Source organism: Ruegeria arenilitoris, from assembly GCF_013030265.1.
Taxonomy (GTDB): Bacteria; Pseudomonadota; Alphaproteobacteria; order Rhodobacterales; family Rhodobacteraceae; genus Ruegeria; species Ruegeria arenilitoris_E.
In genome coordinates, this window is the sequence record NZ_WPZQ01000017.1 from 1 (window position 1) to 20907 (window position 20907).

The window sequence follows — 20907 nt, forward strand, 5'->3', positions numbered from 1 at the left end:
CGATAAAAACCGTTGTCAGCGGTCTTGATCGGAAGTTCCGAAAGAGGTGGCTTTAGCGCCATAATCAACGTCTCCCTGTTATTGATTTTGCAGATTTAGCGATCTGATTGCCGAAATTTTCCCGGGAGCCCACCGAGAACAACGACGCAACGGTCATGCTTCGCCGGTCTCGGTGGGTCCGGGGAGATAGACCTGTTCCGTTCACTCTATTCGGCTGCAAGCGCCAGTTTATGCACGTGAATCTCGTTGATCGGATGGCTTTCAGCTCCGATCACCCCAGGACGGGAATGACGATACAATGACCGCCAGTAGGGCTGGATGATTGTGCCATCATCCCGCATGAACTGTTCGATCTTTTCCATATGTCCACGCCGGGTCTCTGCATCGGCGATGGCCGAAGCTTCTTCCAGCATCGCATCAAACTCAGCACTCGCCAAACCGGTCTCGTTCCACGCCACGCCCGACTTATAGGCAAGCGTTAGAACCTGAACGCCCAAAGGTCGGTGCCCCCAATCGGTTGAACTGAACGGGTATTTGTTCCAGTCATTCCAGAAGGTGTTGCCCGGCAACACCGTGCGTTTGACGTTCAGACCCGCATCGCGCAACTGGGCAGCCAATGCGTCTGTCGTGTTGCGGCGCCAGTCATCATCGATCGAGAAAATCTCATGCTCGTAGTCGAGCATGCCAGCTTCCTCTAACAAGGCCCGCGCGCCTTCGATATCGATTTCAGGGGCACCAATATCAGCATATTCAGGATGAATGGGGCAAACATGATGGTTTTCGCCCAATGTCCCGCGGTTGGCATAGCCCAGTTCCAACAAAACCGCGTTGTCGCAGGCCATCGCCAGCGCGCGACGAACGCTTGCATCGGCATAGGGTTTCACACCGTCAACCTCGGCATCGCGGTTTGTGCGCAGAACCATGGTATTCGCCGAAACAGATTCACTTTGGTTCCAACCGATGCTTTCGTAGATATCGACAAACTCTCCGACCGTTTCATAGGTCATGTCGATCTCTTCCGCCTCTGCAGCCGCGAGATGTGCGGCACCATCCGTGCCGTAGTCAATGAACTCAATCCGATCGAGATAGGCACCTTCGCCCCACCACTCATGATCGGTGTTCTTTTCCAGAACGACCTTCTCGCCAACCAGATACTCGACCAACTTGTAAGGACCTGTACCAACCGGATCACTCGCCGGATCACCGGACCATCCGTCGGGCACAATGGCTGCAGGGTACTCAGTTACAGCCGGGATAATCGTGATGTCTGGCCGAGTCAGTTTTAGCTTAAGCGTCAGAACGTCGATGACCTCCAAGGCGCCATCTGCGGGGCCATCACCGGCGTCATTCTGTAAGGATCCCATGCGCGCGGCCATCGAGTTTCCTTCCCAAGTGCCGTCACACCAACGTTTGAAATTATAGGCCACATCTTTCGCGGTAAGCGTTCCTCGCCCATCGTTCCAGTTTACGTTTGGGCGTATGTGCAGAAGGTACTCCGTTGCATCGTCGTTGACTTCCCAGCTTTCCAATAGCCGGGGCTCGAACGTCCCGTCCGCGTTGTATTGCACTAGATATTCCAGAAACCCTCGGACCGTATTGCCAAGCTGCGGCCAATTATACAGTGGCGGATCAAGCTGCGCGCGTACGACCTGTTGAATACGTACTGTACCACCGGGTTGAATATTTGTTGCGGCTCGCGCTGGCTGAGACAGACCAATAATCGAATAAGCAGCCGATGCAGACAGCCCAAGCGCTGTAGCGCGTGTCAGAAATTCGCGACGGCTGAGTGTTCCGTCAGCCACCTCACTGGCATGCATAGCGATTGCTGGATGAATGGTCTGGTTGCGACTTTGTTTGGTCATCATTGGCTCCCGTGTTTCTCTCACAGGGCTGCTTGAGCGCCCGTTGACACAGTTTTTGGTATAAAAGTGCTTCTTTTTGCAGTAGCTGAGTAATTATGGATGACATTAGCAGGATTAATACCAGCCTAAGTCGTAACCTAGTGGCACTTTATGCATTCGAAATGGTTGCGAAACATGGGAACTTCACGAGCGCCGGAGAGGCTCTTGGCTTGACGCAGTCCTCGATTTCGCAACGGATCAAGGGTTTGGAAGTCGATCTGGGCGTGGTGCTTTTCAAAAGAGAGCACCGTGGTGTTTCACTGACTCACGAAGGGCTCAGGCTTCTTAATGTGGTCAGACCCGCAATGACACAAATGGGTTATGCGGTTGGGTCTTTGCTTGAGCGCAAAACCAAGCCCAGAGTTCGGATATCAGCCGATTTTGCGTTTTCTACTTTCTGGTTGCTTCCGCGTCTGGGTTATTTGCGAGAGGAAATCGGTGACGAAATCGAAATTCAGATTCTGGCCTCAACCGTACCGCCCGGTCTGGATGATACTGATTGCGATATTCGGATCCATGTCACTCCCAAAGAGCAGATTAAAGCCGATGAAATATTACTTTTGGAAGAGGTGGTCGCCGCCGTTTGCAGTCCTCAGCTATTAGAAAAGATTGGACCAATTCGTTCTTCCGCCGATTTGTTGGACGCTCAACTTCTGAGTTTGTCGAAACCTGCGACCGCAGCTTGGCAAACCTGGCAAGGATGGTTTGATGCCTTGGGCGTAACGGGCGAAAGAAAGAAAAATTACATAAGCTTCAACAACTATGACATGGTCACCCAGGCTGCTTTGTCGGGCGATGGCGTCGCTTTGGGGTGGATTGGTCTGATAGACGATTTGCTCAAGAAAGGTTCGCTGGTTACCGTCACGAACGACATAGTTGCCAGCGACGCCGGCTATGTGATGTCACGTAGCAATGCCGACTCGGGCCGCGGACCTAAACTTGTTTTCGACTGGATCGCAGATCAAGTTCTCACAGCTTCTTCGACATAGCACAGGTCAGGTGTGCGGTCGAACGTGGTGCTTTGCCGAACTCGGCTCGAAGAACTTCAATGCAGACGCAACTACCAAGCATTTCTGGTGGAAAGCAGAAGCTCACTGCGAAAGCAACGATGCTACACAGCCATTGGCAAACCTAATGAGGTAGTTGGCTCCTGCCCCTAACCGGCTTCACCATGCGCCATGCTGCAGGTGTTGAAGTCTGCTTTATGGGGTACGTAACTCTGCGCTCAAGACCTGTCATTTTCGGGCCGATGGTGCGGTTCAAGACCAGAAAAGAGAGCGACCGGCATGTCTTGCTTAAGCGACGCACCTAAAGCGCATGAATCACACAAGATGCTCAATCTCACCTATCTCAAAGCCCGTCGCCCGGCGTCTGCTGAACCCACCCACCACCGCGTGCCAGATCAGTGATTACCTTGGTACCCGCGCATTAGTCGTCACCCACCCAAATGTTGCATGTCTGCTCGGGAACCGAGTTTATGATGCGGATTGGTTCAGTGACGCTCTTATAGACAAAGAGATCATTTTTCCGCAGGCTCAAGGGCTGGTGGGGTGTCGCAACCACATGCGACAGATGACCGAATTTTGAGTATCCGCCACCGCCCCGCAACCATTGCCATCTTCTGGATATGAACCCTGCGCTCAGGCTTCAATTACTGGATCTCAAAAATTGAAACCTACAAACAGCTGGGCAGAAAGGCTGTCATCCGATTTGACAACAGGGCTGTCTGCGGCATCCCCCAACAGCTTGGAATATGTCGCAATCCCGGTCAGGCCCCAGTTTTTACCCAGCGGCTTGGCAAAGCCGAATTCGACATTCACGGATTTGAAACCTGAGCCGGCCGAATAGGTATGCAACCCTGAACGGGCAGACTGGGTGGGTGTGACACCAAAGAAGGATTGGTTGTAGTTGCCGTCCGCCCAATCAGCCGAAATACCACCAATAAGCGCGAGACCCCGTTCATCGACGGTGTCGCTGATATTAGTGCCGGTAGGCAGCAACAGGCCCCTAACAACACCAAATGGAACTTCACTTTGCAGGCCAAAGGAAACCAAAGTGCCTTCGGAACCGGACAGAAACTTTTGCACGTCCGCAGTGGCAACAACACCGCCCAGATCATACTGGGTGCCAAGTGACAACACGGCCCCGTCGTCGATATCACCCAACCCGTACAGGTAGGTGCTGTCACTTTCCTTACGCCCACCGCCATAACCGACGGCCGCAGACAGCCGAAAGCGTTCCTCGTCTACGACAAATACGCCAAGACCCTGCGGACCCACCAGAAAACGATTGCGGTAGACTATCTGAAAGCCGGGCAATGCCTCTGTCTTGTAGCGATCCGACCCTTCATATTCGGGTGCATACCCGACGCCTGCGCCGATGAAAAAGTCCCAGTCACCCCCATCATCTTCGTCGCCATATCCGCCGATATCCTGAGCATGTGCAGTGAGGGGTCCGGCAATGGCCGCAACCGTGATGGCGACGCGCAAGCGTGCCCGTGAAGAAAAGGTCATGATCTTCCTCAGTTCTGATTTTCGTTGGGGGTAAATTCGGCGCAATGTGTCTGCAAAGTTTGCCGACAAGTGGCTAAATTGTAATTGTTTGTCACAGTGGTATTGCAGTTGCAGACTGATTTGCGGGATTGCGTTGTATCCGGTCCCTGAGGCCCAGCATCACCGGGACAATCAGCAGGGTGATCACGGTGGCAAACAACAATCCGAATGCAAGAGACACCGCCATCGGGATCAGGATTTGCGCCTGTTCAGAGGTCTCCCAAACCAGTGGTGCGAGCCCGACAAATGTTGTTACCGATGTCAGCAATATGGCCCTGAACCTGGCGACACCGGCATCCGTGATGGCCTCGACATATCCCAGACCTTCGTCGCAACGGGCGCGATAACGGCTGGTCAGAACCAATGCGTCATTCACAACAACACCGCTAAGCGCGAGGATGCCAAAGAAGGACAAAAGGGAGATCGGGATACCAATAATCAGATGCCCCAGAATGGCGCCAACGATGCCAAATGGAATGGCACACATGATCACGATCGGATCCAGATAAGATCGCAACGGAATTGCCAGCAGGGCGTAGATCGTCAGCAGAGCAAGGCCAAACCCACTGATGAGCTGCAGGGTTGCAGCGCTTTCCTGTTCGGCCTCGCCCGCGATTGTAATGCTCTGCCCCGGAATGTCCGATAGCAGGGCAGGAAAAATCGACGTTTGCAGATGGTCCAGAACCGCCTGAGGTGTGGTGATTTCCCGATCAACCTTCGCACTCAGGGTCAGCACACGCTGACCGTCGATGCGTTCAAACTGTTGCTGCGTTTCACGCGCGGTTACCCGTGCCACGCTGGTCAGTGGGATGACCCCGCCTGACGGCGTCGGTATCAGCACGCGGTCCAGATCGCTCTGCGTGTTTCTGGCGTCACGTGGGAACCGGACCCTGAGGCTCACTTCATCTTCACCACGCTGAATCTTTTGCGCCTCAAATCCATAAACGCTGTTCCGCAATTCTGAAATGAGGCTCAGGTTGGTGATCCCCAGCCGCTCACCCAATGGCAAAACCTCGAACCCCAATTCGATGACACTGTTATCCAGGTTTGTTCTTATATCGTTGACCCCTCCGACCTCTTTCAGGGACTGGGTTAAGGTCTGCATCGCCTGTTCATTTCTAACCGGGTCCGCATTGCTAAGCTCTATGCGCAGATCCTCGAAATCATCGTCATCTGTATAGAAATTGAGCTGCGTGACCACTGCAGGTGAGCGCGACGCCACCCGCCAATCCGCGATGAAGTCGGCAGCGGAAAAACTGCGGCTGGTGCTGCTGGTCAGTTCGACCGTCATCTGGACCTCTTCCGCGCGGGTTGATGAAGTGTATCGGTTCAGAATGGGGGTTTCTTTCAACCCGTAACGTTGCTGATACAATTCTCCGGTTTGCACCAGGCTTTCCTCGAACAACCGTGCCACGTCACGGGTTCTTGCAGAGGGCGTGCCACTTTCCAGCGTGACGCTCAAATAGACCTGCGAACTGTCACGTTCGGGAAAAAACTGCGTTGGAACGATGCCACGTGTTACCAGTCCAATTGCTGCGACAAAGATCGCCAGAGCCACCATGAATGAAGCGGTCAGGTTGGTCACGGCCGTCCTGAGAATGGGAAGATAGGCTCGTTTCACGACCCAGCCCAGTGCATTGTCGATTGCTTTCTGGAGGCCAGCCCAGATGCGGGTCAGGCGGTTTTGAGGCTTGTCGTTACCAAGCCTGAGATGGGCAAGATGTGCGGGCAGGATCAGCTTGGATTCAACCAGTGAAAACAGCAGGCAGACAATCACTACAACGGCGATGATTTTGAACGGCCCACCAAAATCACCGCTGATCATTGTGAGCGGAAAGAATGCAGCCACCGTCGTCAGCACACCGAATGTGGCGGGTGTAGCGACCTCTAGCGCGCCCCGAACAGCGGTTTCGACCCCTCCCCCATCACGTTCCTTGTGCGCATAAATGTTTTCGCCAATGACAATCGCGTCGTCGACAACAATGCCCAGGACGATAATGAAGCCGAAGGTCGTCAGATCATTCAGCGAATAGTCAAACCCTGTCGGCCCCAGAACATACAGGGTCCCGGCAAATGAGATCGGAATGCCGACCGCCACCCACATCGCAACGCGTATGTTGAGAAACAGTGCCAGCATTACAAACACAAGACCCATCCCGATCAGAGCATTGCGGGACATCAGCGCCAGACGGTCACGAATATTCTTGGCCTCGTCCGACCATGTCTCTAGCGTGACGCCATTGGGAATGCGGCCTTCACCCTGCATCGTGTCAATGTGGGCCGTGACACTATCCGACGCGGCCGTGATACTGTCCTTTCCGGTCAGCTGCACATCCAGCCTAATCGAGGGTTGGCCATTGTAGATCGATATCACCGGGTCTTCGGCAAACCCATCTACGATTTCGGAAATGTCGCCAAGGCGAACTACGCCCCCTTGGGGAGATGAGCGGACGACCGTGCGCTCTAACTCACTGCCGTAATAAGCCTGATTTCGACTTTGCAGAATGAAAGTCCCCCGCTCGGTCTCGAGCGATCCGGCGGACAGGTTGACCGAGCGGCCCCGAACCGCATTAGCGACTTCATCAAAAGTGACGCCATAGGCCCGCATCTTGTCTTCACTCAGTTCGACCGTAATCTCATATCCCAGCGCCCCTTCGGTGATGACCTTGCTAATCGTAGGCAGTGACAGCAATTCACGGCGAATACGGCGCGCCGCTTCCTTGAGTGTCCTGTGTTCCGCATGGCCCGAGACCTGAACGTGGATGACATGGCGATCTTCCTGCTCGGCCGCGATCGTGGTCTGATCAACCTGTGCCGGAAAGGTATTGATGGCATTCACACGCGCTTCGATGTCGTCCTTGAGGCGATCCAGAGAGTAGCCATCGACACTTCTGACACTCACCGTGGCTTCGCTGGCAGTGACAGTAGATGTAACCTCTTTGATCCCGGCCACGCCGCTGATTGCCTGCTCGACCTTGATTGCCGCACCTTCCTCGACATCGCTTGGCGAGGCGCCGTCAAAGGAAACCGTAACTGTGACCGTGCGCGGGTCCGAGGCTGGGAACCCCTCGGTCCGCATGTTAAGGCCGGTGGTCAGACCCATTACAAGGATCGTGACCATCAACAGGTTCGCAGCCACCGGGTTGCGGGCAAACCATGCAATCCAGCCCTTGTCTTGGCCACCGGTCATTGCCCGGCACCGTTTTCGGCGAGATTCAGGGTATCTGTTTCGCTCATGAACACCGGGGAAACTGCGGTGCCGTTCAAAAAGTTACGACTGGGCGGGGTCAGTCGCAATGTTGGCGGCCAATCGGAGCCCGGCGCGACAAAGGAGCGATCCCCCTGACTGAACACCGGTACCACCGGCATGCGGCGCAGCTGATTGTCAAAATCCACGTGCCAGACTGCACCATCGCGTCCGATCAGAGCGCGCGGAATTCCAATCAAATCCTCATAGCTGCGCCCATCCACTTCGGCGCGCAGAAACTGGCCCGGCAAAAGCCCGTTCGGCTCCTTTACCGAGACTATCAGCTCAATCCAGCGATTGGTCGCGTCAATACGCTGTCCGACGCGTTCAACAACACCCTGCCATTCCCGGCCAGATTGGGTCGCGATCAGACGTACCCTGTTGCCGATCGGGCTGGACAGCCGCGCTGCCTCGGCCTCAGTCAGGGTCAGGACCACATCCATTTTCTGGGTGTCGTAAAGCTCGACGACCTCATCACCCGATTGCAACAGGTCACCGGGCCCTACCGAACGCTTGAGAATGGCACCGTCAAATGGGGCAACGATGCGGGTCTGATCCAGAACATAGCGCGCCCGGTCCGCGGCCAGTCGCGCAGCGTTAAGGTCCGCACGCGCCTCCTCGAGCTGAGGCAGGCGCAGAACCAGCGGGTCGGGATCACCCTTGTACCCGGCAGCGTCCCAGTTTTCCTGCGCAATCCTGGCGCGCTGTTCCTCTTCGGCCAGAACGCGACGTGCGGTAGCCAGTGCAGTGGTTCGATTGGCAAGATCAAGTTGCTGACCGGTATTTTCAATCTCGGCCAGAACATCGCCCTTTTGCACCAGAGCACCCACCAGTGCGGCATCGGCAACCTGCGTAACCCGGCCACTGGTTTCAGCACGCAAGCTGATCTGCCACCGTGCCCGGGCCTGCCCAAACACGGTCAGGACATCCTGCTGGTGCGAGGCACGCAACACGTGAACGTCAACTTGCTGTCCCGTTGTCGCCGTATCACCCAGGGCCTGAGGAACCGGTTCGGGTTTGTTTCCACTTGCAACGAATACGATGGCTGCAAGCAATGCCAATCCTGCGAATAACAGCTTCATTTTATACCTCTTTTCCCAGTGCCAGGGCCAATGTGACGCGATTGCTGAGACGTGCGGAGCGGACCGCCAGTAGTTGCCCGCGAATGTCGAAAACGGCATTTTGCGCATTGAGCAGTTCGAGAATGCTGGTCAGCCCGGCCTGATAGCGCGTTTCAAACAGGTCCGCGGTGGTTCTGGCGTGTTCGACTGCCTTGCGAAGCTCTGCCTCACGCCCCCGTAGCAAACGTTCCTGATCAAGGGCCTGTTCCACCTCGGAAAAGGCGCGCAAGGCGGTTTGCAGGTAGGTGATCCAAGCCTGATCAGCGCGGTTTCGCGAGGCGAGAATTTCAGTTTTCCGGCGACTGCCATCAAAGACCGGCGCGGTCAGCTGACCTGCCAAAGTCCAGATAGTGGCACCGCTGAGAAGGTCCGAGAAGTCTGACGTCGTTGACCCCAATGATCCTGTCAGGCTGATCTGTGGCAGAAGGTCTTTCTGGGCCACGGAAATCCGTTTGTCCGCCGCTTCAACCCGCGACCATGCCGCCCGCAGATCAGGGCGGTTGGTAAGAACACTGGCCGGTACACCTGCTCGTGGCGCGGCACCAATTCGGGGCAGATGGGGCGTACCCTTGATCATCGCGTCGGGATATTCACCAAGTAACAGCTCCAGCACCCGGGCCGCCTCATTTTGTGTACCCAGATTGGCCAGCAATACCTCTTGCGACAGAGCCACATCCCGGCGAATGGCCGACAGATCGTCCAGAGATCCCACCCCTGCGCGATAGTCGCGTCGAACGAATTCCTCGCGCTGTTTCAAAGCTGCAAGGCGGCTGGATTCCAGTGATACGGCCTGAGAGGCGCGGGCATATTCGAACCAGCCCTGCATGACTTGCGCCGCGATCGAGGCGCGGACGGCCTGTAGCTGATCAGCCTCGGCAGATGCGTCGAGGCGCGCGGCTGATCTACTATCGCGCAATCGGCCCCAGACATCTGCCTCCCAACTGACATCGAGCGACGGCCTGGAAGTTCCACCGGTTGGACCGCTGCCCCCTGTACGGGTGTTGTTAAATGAGCCGGAAACACTAGGCGACAGCGATGCACCCACAATTCGGGCATTGAATCCGGCCAGCTCCATCTGCCGGGCAGCCAGCTGAACATCGGGATTGTTCTGCAAGGCGCGGTTCACGATACCCGTCAGCTGGGCATCGTCGAACAGGTCGTTCATCCCCTTGATCAGCGCTGTCTGGCCGCTCTGCCCGACGGCAAATTGCGCAGGTGGCTGCAACACGGCCTGCGCATTGCGGTCCGGGGGCGGGGTGAACTCTGCGCAGCCTGTCAGCAACAGAGTGAGGGCGCCTGTGATCAGATATCTTGACTTCATGCCGCCTACCTAGGCAGCGGTTGTCGCCGGTGTTTGTCAGGGAAAACGAAAATTGTATCAAACTGTATCAGCACCCTGAGTTGAGGCATTTTGATACATAACGGGCGTTTGCATACCGCAATCGCTGCGTTATGCCCGTAAAAACCCAGAGCCAACCGTCCGGATATATGTCTAACCAGCACCTTCTCATCGTTGACGACCACCGCAACATCCGCGAGCCATTGGCCGAGTTCATTCGCAAACACGGATACCGTGTCAGTCAGGCAGCCAATGGTCAGGAGGCGTTTGCCGTTCTCAGGCGCGAGGAAATCGATCTGGTCATCCTCGATATTCTCATGCCGGGCGAAAGCGGGCTGGATGTCTGCCGTCGTATTCGCGAGACAATCGGTACTCCGGTGATCCTGCTGACAGCTGTGTCAGACGATATGGACAAGATCATCGGTCTTGAGATGGGCGCAGATGATTATGTCACCAAACCCTTTAACCCGCGCGAACTGGTTGCACGCATCAAGGGTGTCTTGCGCCGCGCAAACGCGCTGCCGCGCACATACTCCAAGCTCGAGGCCGGATCGATCCGGTTTGGCGACTGGCTGCTGAATACCAACACCCAAACATTGACCAATGACAGGGTGCCCGATCAGACCACGGAACTGAGCAGCATCGAGTTTCGTCTGCTAACCACGTTTCTGCGCCACCCGCGCATTCTGATGACCCGCGATCAACTGCTGGATCATGTCAGCAATCGCACCGCCACAGTGTTTGACCGCAGCATCGACAATCAAGTCAGCCGACTGCGCCGCAAGATCGAAGCCGACCCCAAAAAACCGCGATACATCAAGACAGTCTGGGGTGGCGGATATCTGTTTTCGTGTGACGTGGTTAAGATATGAAATGGCGCCCCAAAACGCTGGCGGGTCAGTTCCTGGTCCTGATGGTCGGCTCGGTCATGCTGGCGCAAGTGCTGATGCTTGCCACTTTCATGGTCGAAACAGACGGCAAGATTGATCAATACGAGCGGACCTATGTCCTTGGCCGGATCGCTGCAGTTTACAAATCAAGCACCCATATGAGCCACGAAGAACGTGAGCAACTTTTTGAGAACGTGTCCAATCCTGACATTGTCTTTAGCCTTAGGCTCCAGCCCCGCGGGGTTCCGCTTGAACAATCAGATGAGGAAGTTCTCAGAGGATTGCGGGAGTTTCTCGACGCGCCGATCCAGATCGCATCCCAACCCGTCAACCTGTGGGACATCATTCGGTTCTGGTATCAGGATGCAGAAGAAAACTGTTTTCTACTGCTGACAGAATCCCTGAGATCATCGGATTGCCCCTATTGGGAAGCATTTGTGAGGTACGATGATGGAAGCTGGTTATCAGCTGTCGGCCCACCTTCCCCCGAGGCTCCGGTGTTGCTGGCGCCTGTGATTTTTTCGGTGTTTCTGACAATCATCGGGATCACCATCGTTGTCGCACTTGTCACGCGCCGACTGACAGCCCCCTTGCGCGAGCTCTCGAGCGCAGCAGATCTGGTCGGCCGTGGCGAAGATATCGACCCCCTGCCCGAGACCGGACCGCGCGAACTGTCTTCGGTGATGACTGCCTTCAACACGATGCAGGAACGCACCCACCGTTTCATTCAGGACAGAACAACCATGCTGGCCGCGATCAGCCACGATCTGCGTACTCCGATCACGTCACTTCGGCTGCGGGCAGAGTTCATCGAGAATGAAAAGCTACAGGGTCAGGTGATCGAGACACTCGATGACATGCAGACAATGGTCGAAAGTTTCCTGACCTTTGCCAAACAGGACATCAGCGAAGAGAGACTGCAAGAGTTCGATCTGGTTGACATGCTCAATGCGATGGCGGCCGAAACCAAAGGCATGGCATTTACGTCATCGGCTGAAACCTGTCTCTATCTGGGTCGCAAGGTGAGCATTCGACGGGCCTTGTCCAACCTTGTTGGCAATGCCATCAAATATGGCCACGAAGCTCGGGTCCGGCTTGAAGTAGACGAAAACCGCGTTTGCATCACAATCGAAGACAGTGGCGACGGCGTGCCTGAAGACAGGTTCGAAGAGATTTTCACCCCATTCACCCGCCTGGATCAGGCGCGTTCAGTCACTGAGGGTTCTGTTGGCCTAGGTTTGTCAATTGCTCGTTCGATCGTGCGCAAACACGGTGGTGACCTTATCCCGTCAAATCTGGAGCGCGGGTTTCGGATCACAGCCATATTGCCGCTGTGATATCAAACAGACGGTGTCTTTCCCTCTAGGAGGAAAGGAAACTCGCTTGATCTGGTTAAGGAGCGCCAAGGTTCTGTCGCAATTCTATCACGGAATCAAAAACATCAACGTTGAAGACGGAGCCTTCGGCGCACCGAAAGCCCTCGTCACACTTTGCGATACAATCTCGGACTAGTCGACGGCCAGCTCTGTGATTTCCCTGCGGAAGGGCAAGGCATCACCGATATCCGGCCCGTCCAGTTCACGTGCATATCGATGACCCGCATAGGTCGCCCAGGCAATCGGACCCGGAGCACTCGCATCGCCTACAATCTTCACCGACTGAATCCCTGCGTCATTCCATTCGGAACGCCGCTGCAACAAGTCTTCGTAAATGCTGTCATTACCAAGTCTGGAAGCAACCATGACAACGGCATCTGCTTCGATCTTCCAGGTCCGGTCTGTATAGGTACAGTTCGAAACCACGTGATCTTTGCGCACTTCGGTGATGCCCTGGTTCAGAACAATCTCGACACCGGCCTCAACCAACCGCGGATGGATGGCAACCTGTTCCAGCGTATTGTTGGTCCAGTCGCTGACATAGGCTGACGGCGTCACCAATGTCACCTGCGCACCGTTCTTGGCAAGAAACTCTGCCAGTACACCGCCCATGTAATAATGATCATCATCGTATACCACGACGCGACCAGATGGGATGGTACCGTCCATCAGATCATCCGGAGTCAGCACCGTAGCCCCTTCGGCAATCGGCATGGGAACAACGTGCTGACGCGATACTCCGTCCCGACGCCAGGTCGAACCGGTCGCGATGCAGATGTTCTCGAACCCGAACTCAAGGATACTGTCTGCATCCAGTTCGCTCTCACGATAGATTTCGACATTGGGCCGCTGCTGCAATTGGTATTCGCGGTAGTCCACGACCCTCCCCCAGGCACTTAGCCCCGGCAAGGTACGTTCGCGGGTTACACGTCCGCCGATCACATCTTTTGCTTCGGCAACGGCGACATCATAACCCCGGCGACTAAGCGCCCAGGCCGCTTCAAGCCCCGCAGGACCCGACCCAACGATCAAAACGTTGGAGCTGTCGCCTTTGTCATTCATCTTTTCAGGGTGCCAACCTTTGCGCCACTCCTCCATGAAAGTCGGATTCTGTGTGCAGCGGCTGATCGACATGGTCATGTCGCCAGTGATGCAGATGTTACAACCGATGCACTCGCGAATATCATCTATCCGGCCTTCCTCGACCTTTTTCGGCAGGAAAGGGTCTGCAATCGAAGGGCGTGCGCAACCTATGAAATCCAGCGTGCCGGACTTGATCATCCGGGCCATCACGTCTGGTGAAGTGAAACGACCAACGCCAACGATAGGCTTGTCGGTCAATTCGTGAATACCACGTACAAGCTGTTCCTGTGCCGCCTCTTCCTTGAATCGCGACGGCCCTGAGCAATCTTCCCAAGAGCCTTGCGCCAGATCCCAGAGATCAGGCAGGTCCTTGTTCATTTCGATATAGTCGCGCACTTCGGCGTTCGAAAAACCCAGTTCGCCGATTGTTTCATCCAACGACACCCGCAACGTAATCGCCATTGTATCGCCGACAGCATCGCGCATGTCCGCAATGACTTCCTGACTGAACCGGGCGCGGTTTTCCAGGCTGCCGCCGTATTCATCGCTGCGTTGATTGGTGGCGCGGCTCAGGAAGTGTTGGAATATGCCAAACCCATGCGCGCCGTAGAGGCAGATAAGATCAAAGCCAGCCTCTTTTGACCGTTTCGCTGCGTTCACGAACCAGCGGCGCAAGTCCTTGATATCCGATTTTGACAACGCCCGTGCCTGTACCGGGTCGTTGGTAAATGTCCGGATTGGCAGGGCGGACGGCGCCAATGGTACCTCTTTTGTGTACAAATTCGGCCCGTTGATGCCCGAATACGCCAGCTGAATACCAGCCAGCGCGCCGTGGGTCTTCATCTTTTCCGACATTTTGCGCAGCTGCGGGATGTCCTTGTCCTCCCACAGGCGCAGTTCGATGAAAGGCGTGATTTCCGAGGTATGATGCATCTCGCACTGTTCGGTAAAGATCACGCCCCAACCACCCTCGGCCTTGATCCCGCGCATGGCAGCGGCAGCGGACGGATCGCGATAGCCTCCGCCATTGCAGTGCGGCACCTGATAAAAGCGGTTCTTGGCAGTCAATGGGCCAATTTTCATTGGTTCGAACAGAACATCGTAGCGTGGATCACGCATGCTGGATCTCCCTTGGACATCTGGCGGGGTGATCTCCACTTGGCGTTTTCCGGATCCGGGCTTTCATGGCCGCAACCGCGTCAAGTTGGATTTATACCCCTGTTATGTGCAATAAATCCTAATTCATCTCACATTTAGGGGTATATACCCCCAGAGAGGTATGAATTGGCGAACCAGTCTCCAGCCCCTGATCTTCTGGCAGCGGCTATTCTTGCAATTGAAACACAGGCTTTTCCGCAGGAACTGCACAGTTGGTTGGCCAGGACCTGTCGTTTCGACAACATCACGATCCTGGCTTTTTTCGAGAATCAGGAACCCGAGGTGTTTCTGACTCACGCTTCCGAAGGACGTGTATTCGAACGGATCGGGAGCCACTATGTAAACGGGGCCTATCTGCTGGACCCATTCTACGGACTATTCCGGAAAGGTGCGCGTGATGGCCTCTACCGGCTAGCCGATGTGGCTCCGGATCAGTTTCAGCGCAACGAATACTATAAATCCTATTATGAACGCACCACGTTGGTGGACGAACTGGCATTCTATTGCAGCCCCGCTCCCGGAGTCGGCGTGACACTCTGTATTGGCCGGGACGCAACCACCGCGTCAAAGTTTTCATCGCGCGATATTGCCAGCGCACGTGACATAGCGCCGGTCGTCAACGCTCTGGTCAGAAAGAACTGGCGTAAACTCCGTTCGGAGAATGATAGATCGCCGGAAAGCACGGTAGAGTCTCTGCGTGACCGGCTATCGGCTGAAAAAGACATCTCCCTCAGCGCAAGACAATCAGAAATAGCGTTGCTGATCCTGCAGGGGCATTCATCTATTTCTATTGGTCTGACATTGGGGATCAGCCCGCAGACCGTAAAGGTCATTCGCAAGCAATTATATAAGAAATGCCAGATTTCATCTCAGGGCGAACTTTATTATCTGATCGCACCGTTTCTGTCTCAGATCCGTTAACCCCTGCGGAAACATGCAGGAAATCTACCAGATTAGTCACAGCCTAACTAAGGGTAAGTTAGACAGTAATTTCGCCTGTTTTGAAGTTGTGAAATTTTATCCCTGAAACGCGCTAGGCGTGCTGGACCGGCACGAAAATCCACGAACAGGTGGAGCCACGATGTCGAGGTTCAGGCCTAAAACAGGGTCTGTTTCCGCTGTCGGTATTTGGTTGTTTTCTCGTTTGTCCGCCCATTCAGCGGAGCGAGAAGTGCCAAATCGGCTTGGTCCGGCTTTCAAGCCGTCATCGGTCCTATGGACCGGCCGAGAACATTAAAAGGGAACCGAAAAATGGCATTGGAGAGAACGGACACGCTGGTTGTTGGCGGAGGTCAGGCAGGGATCGCTCTGAGCGAACACCTGGGAAAAAACAATGTGCCCCATCTTGTGCTGGAAAAGAACCGCATCGCCGAAGCGTGGCGAACGGGGCGTTGGGATGCACTGGTTGCGAATGGACCGGCTTGGCATGATCGCTTTCCCAATCTTGATTTCAAAGGGAATGACCCTGACGCATTCGTGACCAAGGACCGGGTTGCCGAATACCTTGTAGAATACGCCGAAATGGTCGACGCACCAATTCGTGAGGGCATCGAGGTCCTCAAGGCTGAACGTCTTCCGGGTGAAGGCGGGTTCCGTGTTGAAACTTCTGCAGGAGCAATTGAGGCAAAACGCATTGTTGCGGCGACCGGTGCATTCCAACACCCTGTCATTCCACCAATCGTTCCCGAGTCCGCAGGTATCGAGCAGCTGCATTCCTTCTACTACAAGAACCCAAACCAGCTGAAAGAAGGCGCTGTGATGGTTGTTGGCGCCGGTTCGTCAGGTGCCCAGATCGCGGATGAGCTGAACCGTGCTGGCCGCAAGGTGTTCCTGTCGGTTGGTCCGCATGATCGGCCTCCGCGTCGGTACCGTGGGCGCGACTTTGTCTGGTGGTTGGGTGTTCTGGGTCTGTGGGACATGGCAGCGATGAAACCCGGTACCGAGCATGTCACGATCTCGGTCAGCGGTGCCTATGGCGGCCATACGATGGATTTCCGCCGTCTGGCAGGTGAAGGCGTGACTCTTGTTGGCCTGACTCAGGGTTTCGAAAACGGCGTGCTGAGCTTTGCTGATGACCTTCAGAAAAACGTCGCTGCCGGAGACGCGAACTATCTTGAAATGCTCGATGCAGCAGATGCCTATGTAGACCGCACCGGGCTAAACCTGCCCGAAGAGCCCGAAGCGCGACAATCCTGGCAAGATCCCGATTGTCTGACCAATCCGCTTGCATCAATCGACCTTGCCAAGGAAGGCATTACAACAATCATCTGGGCAACAGGATTCCGTCAGGATTTCAGCTGGATCAAGGCAGATGCTTTTGACGAACGGGGCGCTCCAATCCATCAGCGCGGGGTTTCGGTTGAGCCGGATATCTATTTCCTGGGGCTGCCATGGCAGTCGCGCCGCGGATCAACCTTTATCTGGGGCGTATGGCATGATGCAAAGTACATCGCAGACCAGATCGCAATCCAGCGGGCCTATCAGGACTATGACGGTGAAGCGGCTATCGTTTCCACCGCCGCTGAATAACACCGAAAATCAGGATACCAAAATGGCCCACACCCGCATTCGCAAGTTCAACACATCGGATACCTATCCGGAGCAGAACCTGGACAACGACCTGTGTCAGGCCGTCGTGACCCAAGGTGGCAAAACAGTCTACCTGCGCGGCCAATGCCCACAAAATCTGGACGATGCCGTCAACATCGACAGCCACGACCCGGTCGAGCAAACCCACAAGGTCATGCAGAACATCCGCCAATTGATCGAAGAGGCCGGCGGTTCGATGGAACATCTGGTCAAGGTGGTCGTCTATATCACCGATGTTCGCCATCGCGAGGCGGTGTATCGCACGATGGGCGAATACATCAAAGGCGTACATCCGGTTTCGACCGGTCTGGTGGTTCAGGCATTGGCACGCCCTGATTGGCTGGTCGAAATCGACGGCACCGCTGTCATTCCCGATTGATCAGCTCAGCTGATCAGAACGACCGGGCCGCGCCCCTCTCCCCTTCGTCGCGGCCCGGTTGCGAACTCGTATCTAGCAGGAGATTTGCATGACCTTTTCTCTGGTCGCTCGCTGCCCGGACACCGGTATGTTCGGGTTGGCAATTTCATCTTCTTCACCTGCTGTCGCTGCACGCTGTTCGTTTGCGCGCGCAGGTGTCGGGGCTGTGGCGTCACAGAACGTGACGGACCCAAGCCTTGGCCCTTTGGCACTGGACTTGATGGAACAGGGTCTTTCGGCGCCCCAGGCGGTTGAAGAAGTCAAGAAGCACGGAAATTTCATCGAGTATCGACAGGTTTTGGCGGTAGATTCCCAAGGGCGGACCGCCATTCATTCGGGTGCGAATTCATTGGGGATCTGGACGCAGGCGCAGGGCGAAAACGTCGCTTCTGGTGGGAACCTGCTGGATAACGACGGCGTTCCGCAGGCAATCGTCGACGGATTTCTGGCATCGTCAGGTCATATTGGCGATCGGTTGATTGCAGCAATGCAGGCAGCTTTGGCGGCTGGCGGTGAGGCGGGGCCGGTCCATTCAGCAGGCATGAAGATCGTCGACAAGGTCAGCTGGCCTGTCGCGGATCTGCGCTGCGATTGGACCGAGGACTGCCCCATCGAAAACATCGCCACAGCCTGGGACATCTACAAACCGCAGCTGGACGCCTACATCCAGCGCGCAATCGATCCGCGTGAGGCGCCGTCCTACGGCGTTCCCGGAGACGAATAATCAGGGAGAAGACCATGTTGGACAATACGCACGAAGACTGGACAGCCCGCGCGGCCAACCTCTCAATCCGCGGGCAGGCATTTATCGACGGTAAATTTGTCGACGCCGCATCCGGTAAAACATTTGACAGCATAAACCCTGCAAACGGCGAAGTCCTGGCGCAGGTCGCCGAGGGCGACGCAGAAGACATAAATCGGGCCGTGGCGGCAGGGCGCAAGGCTTTTGAAGATGGCCGCTGGTCGCGCATGGCACCGGGCGATCGAAAGGCAATTTTGCTCAAGCTGGCCGATCTGATCCGTTCAAACCTCGAAGAGATGGCCCTGCTCGATAGTCTGGACATGGGCAAGCTGGTGACCGATGCGGTGACCATCGACGCGCCGGGGTCCGCGCATTTCTTTCAGTGGTATGCTGAAGCAATCGACAAGATCTATGACGAAGTTGCCCCGACCGGTCCCGGTGATCTAGCCCTTGTGTCGCGTGTACCTTTGGGCGTGGTCGGTGCTGTCACGCCGTGGAATTTTCCCCTGGATATGGCGACCTGGAAAGGCGCCGCAGCACTGGCAGCCGGAAACTCGGTTGTATTGAAACCCGCCGAACAGTCACCTTTGTCCGCGCTGCGTCTAGCGGAGCTGGCTGCCGAAGCCGGTGTGCCTGATGGTGTGTTCAACGTGGTGCCGGGATTTGGCGTCACCGCAGGCAAAGCGCTGGGTCTGCATATGGATGTGGATTGTCTTGCCTTCACCGGATCGACCGCAATCGGCAAGATGTTCATGCAATACTCTGGCCAATCCAACCTGAAACAGGTCTGGCCTGAAACCGGTGGCAAAAGCCCAAACCTGATCTTCGCTGATTGCGAGGATCTGGACGCTGCGGCCGACATGGCGGCCTTTGGCATCTTCTTCAATCAGGGTGAGGTCTGTTCGGCTAATTCGCGTCTTTATGTCGAGCGCTCGATCAAGGACGTTTTTGTCGAGAAGATGATTGCACGCGCGCAGGCCATGCAGCCCGGCGATCCGCTGGATCCGGCCTCAAAGATGGGTGCCATCGTGGATGAAAAGCAAACACAAGGCATCATGCGCTTTGTCGAGGAAGGCAAGAAAACCGCAAACCTTGTCGCTGGTGGTGAACGGGTCACCATAGATGGAAAAGGCTGTTTCATTGCACCCACGATCTTTGACGATGTGAGCCACGACAATCCGTTGGCGCGTGACGAGATTTTTGGTCCTGTCCTGTCGGTTATCCCCTTCGACAGCGAAAACGAAGCTGTAACGATGGCTAACGACTCGATCTACGGGTTGGCAGCATCTGTCTGGACCGACAACCTAAGCCGGGCCTGCCGGGTCTCGGATAAGCTGATGGTCGGCACGGTATCGGTCAACACAGTCGATGCGTTGTCCGCTCAGACCCCGTTTGGCGGCATGAAACAGTCTGGCTTCGGACGGGATTTGTCATTGCATTCCCTTGAGAAGTATACTGCTTTGAAAACAACTTGGATCAAGTACAAGGCTTGATCCTCGAACCTCAGGGATACGGCCTTGCCTTTCAGATACACTCTGCGCCAACTTGAATATTTCGTGGCTGTGGGAAAGGCTGGCAGCATCTCGGCCGCAAGCGAGGTCCTTAATGTTTCGTCGCCGTCGATTTCGGCGGCGATAAACCAATTGGAGGCCGAATTTGGTCTGGATCTGTTTGTTCGAGAACACGCCCGGGGCCTGTCGCTGACCAAAGCCGGTCACAAATTCCTGGAACGAACCGAGTTTGTGCTGCGAGAAGTGGAACTGCTGTCGACACTCGCCGGCGATATTACCGGCAAAGTTCAGGGCATCCTGTCGGTCGGCTGTCTGGTTACCTTTGCACAGATCGTCCTACCCGGGCTTCGTCGTGGTTTTGAAGAACTGTATCCCGATGTTCGCATCGAACAGCGCGAGCTCAATCAGGCGGATATCTTCAGTCAACTGCGCCGCGCAGAGCTTGATATCGCACTGACTTACGATCTCGATATTCCCGCAGATCTCAAATTTCTACCATTGCTTGATCTGCCACCTTACGTCGTCTTGTACGAAGGGCATCCGTTCGCGCAGCGCGAAACGCTTTCCATAAGTGATCTGAAAGACTCGCCAATGGTGCTCTTGGATCTGCCCTATAGCAGCGACTATTTCCTGTCTTTCTTCCGTCAGGCTGATATCAAACCCAATGTGGCCGAACGCACCAGCGATATGTCGGTCATGCGCAGTCTGGTCGCAAACGGATATGGGTTCTCAATTGCCAACGTCCGACCGATGAACAACTTGTCCCCGGATGGAAAAAAGCTGATTTTTGTACCATTGACCGGCAATCTGAGGCCAATGAAATTCGGATTGCTCAAGGCACGGATTGAAAATGAAACCAACACCATGGCAGCATTCATAGACCATTGTAAAACCACGGTCGAAGCGGGAAATTTACCCTTTCTGCAAACGACTTCTGCCAGCTGATCAGCGCACATAGCAGTTCGATTTTTCCTAATCAG

At 55.4% G+C, this 20907-nt stretch carries 16 protein-coding genes and 1 pseudogene; 11 read left to right on the forward strand and 6 right to left on the reverse strand.

All coding sequences use genetic code 11. The features are described 5' to 3' along the window. Positions 1-206: 206 nt before the first annotated feature. Positions 207-1862, reverse strand: a complete 1656-nt coding sequence (locus GOX61_RS21980) for an ABC transporter substrate-binding protein (protein ID WP_170337170.1) — start codon at positions 1860-1862, stop codon at positions 207-209. Between the two features lie 95 nt (positions 1863-1957). Between GOX61_RS21980 and GOX61_RS21985 the strand changes: the two genes are divergently transcribed. Both GOX61_RS21985 and GOX61_RS22510 read left to right on the forward strand, forming a co-directional pair. Then, positions 1958-2890: a LysR family transcriptional regulator gene (locus tag GOX61_RS21985; protein ID WP_170337171.1), complete on the forward strand. Its 933-nt coding sequence runs from the start codon at positions 1958-1960 to the stop codon at positions 2888-2890. Positions 2891-3290: 400 nt separating this feature from the next. After that, a pseudogene (locus tag GOX61_RS22510) lies at positions 3291-3422 on the forward strand (IS5/IS1182 family transposase); the annotation flags it as partial. A 140-nt stretch (positions 3423-3562) separates the two neighbouring features. Here GOX61_RS22510 and GOX61_RS21990 read toward each other — a convergent pair. The 4 genes from GOX61_RS21990 to GOX61_RS22005 form a co-directional block, all read right to left on the reverse strand. Beyond that, positions 3563-4414, reverse strand: a complete 852-nt coding sequence (locus tag GOX61_RS21990) for a MipA/OmpV family protein (protein ID WP_170337172.1) — start codon at positions 4412-4414, stop codon at positions 3563-3565. Positions 4415-4505: 91 nt separating this feature from the next. Continuing rightward, positions 4506-7643, reverse strand: a complete 3138-nt coding sequence (locus GOX61_RS21995) for an efflux RND transporter permease subunit (RefSeq protein ID WP_170337174.1) — start codon at positions 7641-7643, stop codon at positions 4506-4508. After that, positions 7640-8782, reverse strand: coding sequence for an efflux RND transporter periplasmic adaptor subunit (locus GOX61_RS22000; protein WP_170337176.1), 1143 nt, complete (start codon positions 8780-8782; stop codon positions 7640-7642). The genes GOX61_RS21995 and GOX61_RS22000 overlap by 4 nt, the downstream gene beginning before the upstream one ends. 1 nt (position 8783) lies before the next feature. Continuing rightward, positions 8784-10142 (reverse strand): efflux transporter outer membrane subunit, encoded by a 1359-nt coding sequence (locus GOX61_RS22005; protein ID WP_170337179.1) that lies wholly within the window; start codon positions 10140-10142, stop codon positions 8784-8786. 167 nt (positions 10143-10309) lie between these two features. Between GOX61_RS22005 and GOX61_RS22010 the strand changes: the two genes are divergently transcribed. From GOX61_RS22010 to GOX61_RS22580, 3 genes are read left to right on the forward strand one after another with little or no spacing between them, the layout of a single operon-like run. Next, a complete protein-coding gene (locus tag GOX61_RS22010; RefSeq protein WP_170337181.1) occupies positions 10310-11032 on the forward strand; it encodes a response regulator in 723 nt (240 codons plus the stop codon). Further along, positions 11029-12387 (forward strand): ATP-binding protein, encoded by a 1359-nt coding sequence (locus GOX61_RS22015; protein WP_170337182.1) that lies wholly within the window; start codon positions 11029-11031, stop codon positions 12385-12387. The genes GOX61_RS22010 and GOX61_RS22015 overlap by 4 nt, the downstream gene beginning before the upstream one ends. A gap of 46 nt (positions 12388-12433) precedes the next feature. After that, positions 12434-12562: a hypothetical protein gene (locus GOX61_RS22580; RefSeq protein WP_302478317.1), complete on the forward strand. Its 129-nt coding sequence runs from the start codon at positions 12434-12436 to the stop codon at positions 12560-12562. Here the strand turns inward: GOX61_RS22580 and GOX61_RS22020 are convergent. Further along, positions 12559-14628, reverse strand: coding sequence for an FAD-dependent oxidoreductase (locus GOX61_RS22020; protein WP_170337183.1), 2070 nt, complete (start codon positions 14626-14628; stop codon positions 12559-12561). The genes GOX61_RS22580 and GOX61_RS22020 overlap by 4 nt on opposite strands. A gap of 165 nt (positions 14629-14793) precedes the next feature. Between GOX61_RS22020 and GOX61_RS22025 the strand changes: the two genes are divergently transcribed. From GOX61_RS22025 to GOX61_RS22050, 6 genes are all read left to right on the forward strand, one after another. Next, positions 14794-15588 carry a helix-turn-helix transcriptional regulator gene (locus GOX61_RS22025; protein ID WP_170337185.1) on the forward strand — a complete coding sequence of 265 codons (795 nt, stop codon included), beginning with the start codon at positions 14794-14796 and terminating at the stop codon, positions 15586-15588. Between the two features lie 330 nt (positions 15589-15918). Beyond that, positions 15919-17196, forward strand: a complete 1278-nt coding sequence (locus tag GOX61_RS22030; RefSeq protein ID WP_170337186.1) for a flavin-containing monooxygenase — start codon at positions 15919-15921, stop codon at positions 17194-17196. 22 nt (positions 17197-17218) lie between these two features. Next, complete coding sequence (locus tag GOX61_RS22035) at positions 17219-17635, forward strand: RidA family protein (protein ID WP_170337187.1); 417 nt, start codon at positions 17219-17221, stop codon at positions 17633-17635. A gap of 88 nt (positions 17636-17723) precedes the next feature. Beyond that, complete coding sequence (locus tag GOX61_RS22040) at positions 17724-18398, forward strand: DUF1028 domain-containing protein (RefSeq protein ID WP_170337189.1); 675 nt, start codon at positions 17724-17726, stop codon at positions 18396-18398. A gap of 14 nt (positions 18399-18412) precedes the next feature. Further along, positions 18413-19909 (forward strand): aldehyde dehydrogenase, encoded by a 1497-nt coding sequence (locus tag GOX61_RS22045; RefSeq protein WP_170337190.1) that lies wholly within the window; start codon positions 18413-18415, stop codon positions 19907-19909. A gap of 24 nt (positions 19910-19933) precedes the next feature. Beyond that, positions 19934-20872 (forward strand): LysR family transcriptional regulator, encoded by a 939-nt coding sequence (locus GOX61_RS22050; RefSeq protein WP_170337191.1) that lies wholly within the window; start codon positions 19934-19936, stop codon positions 20870-20872. Positions 20873-20907: the final 35 nt, after the last annotated feature.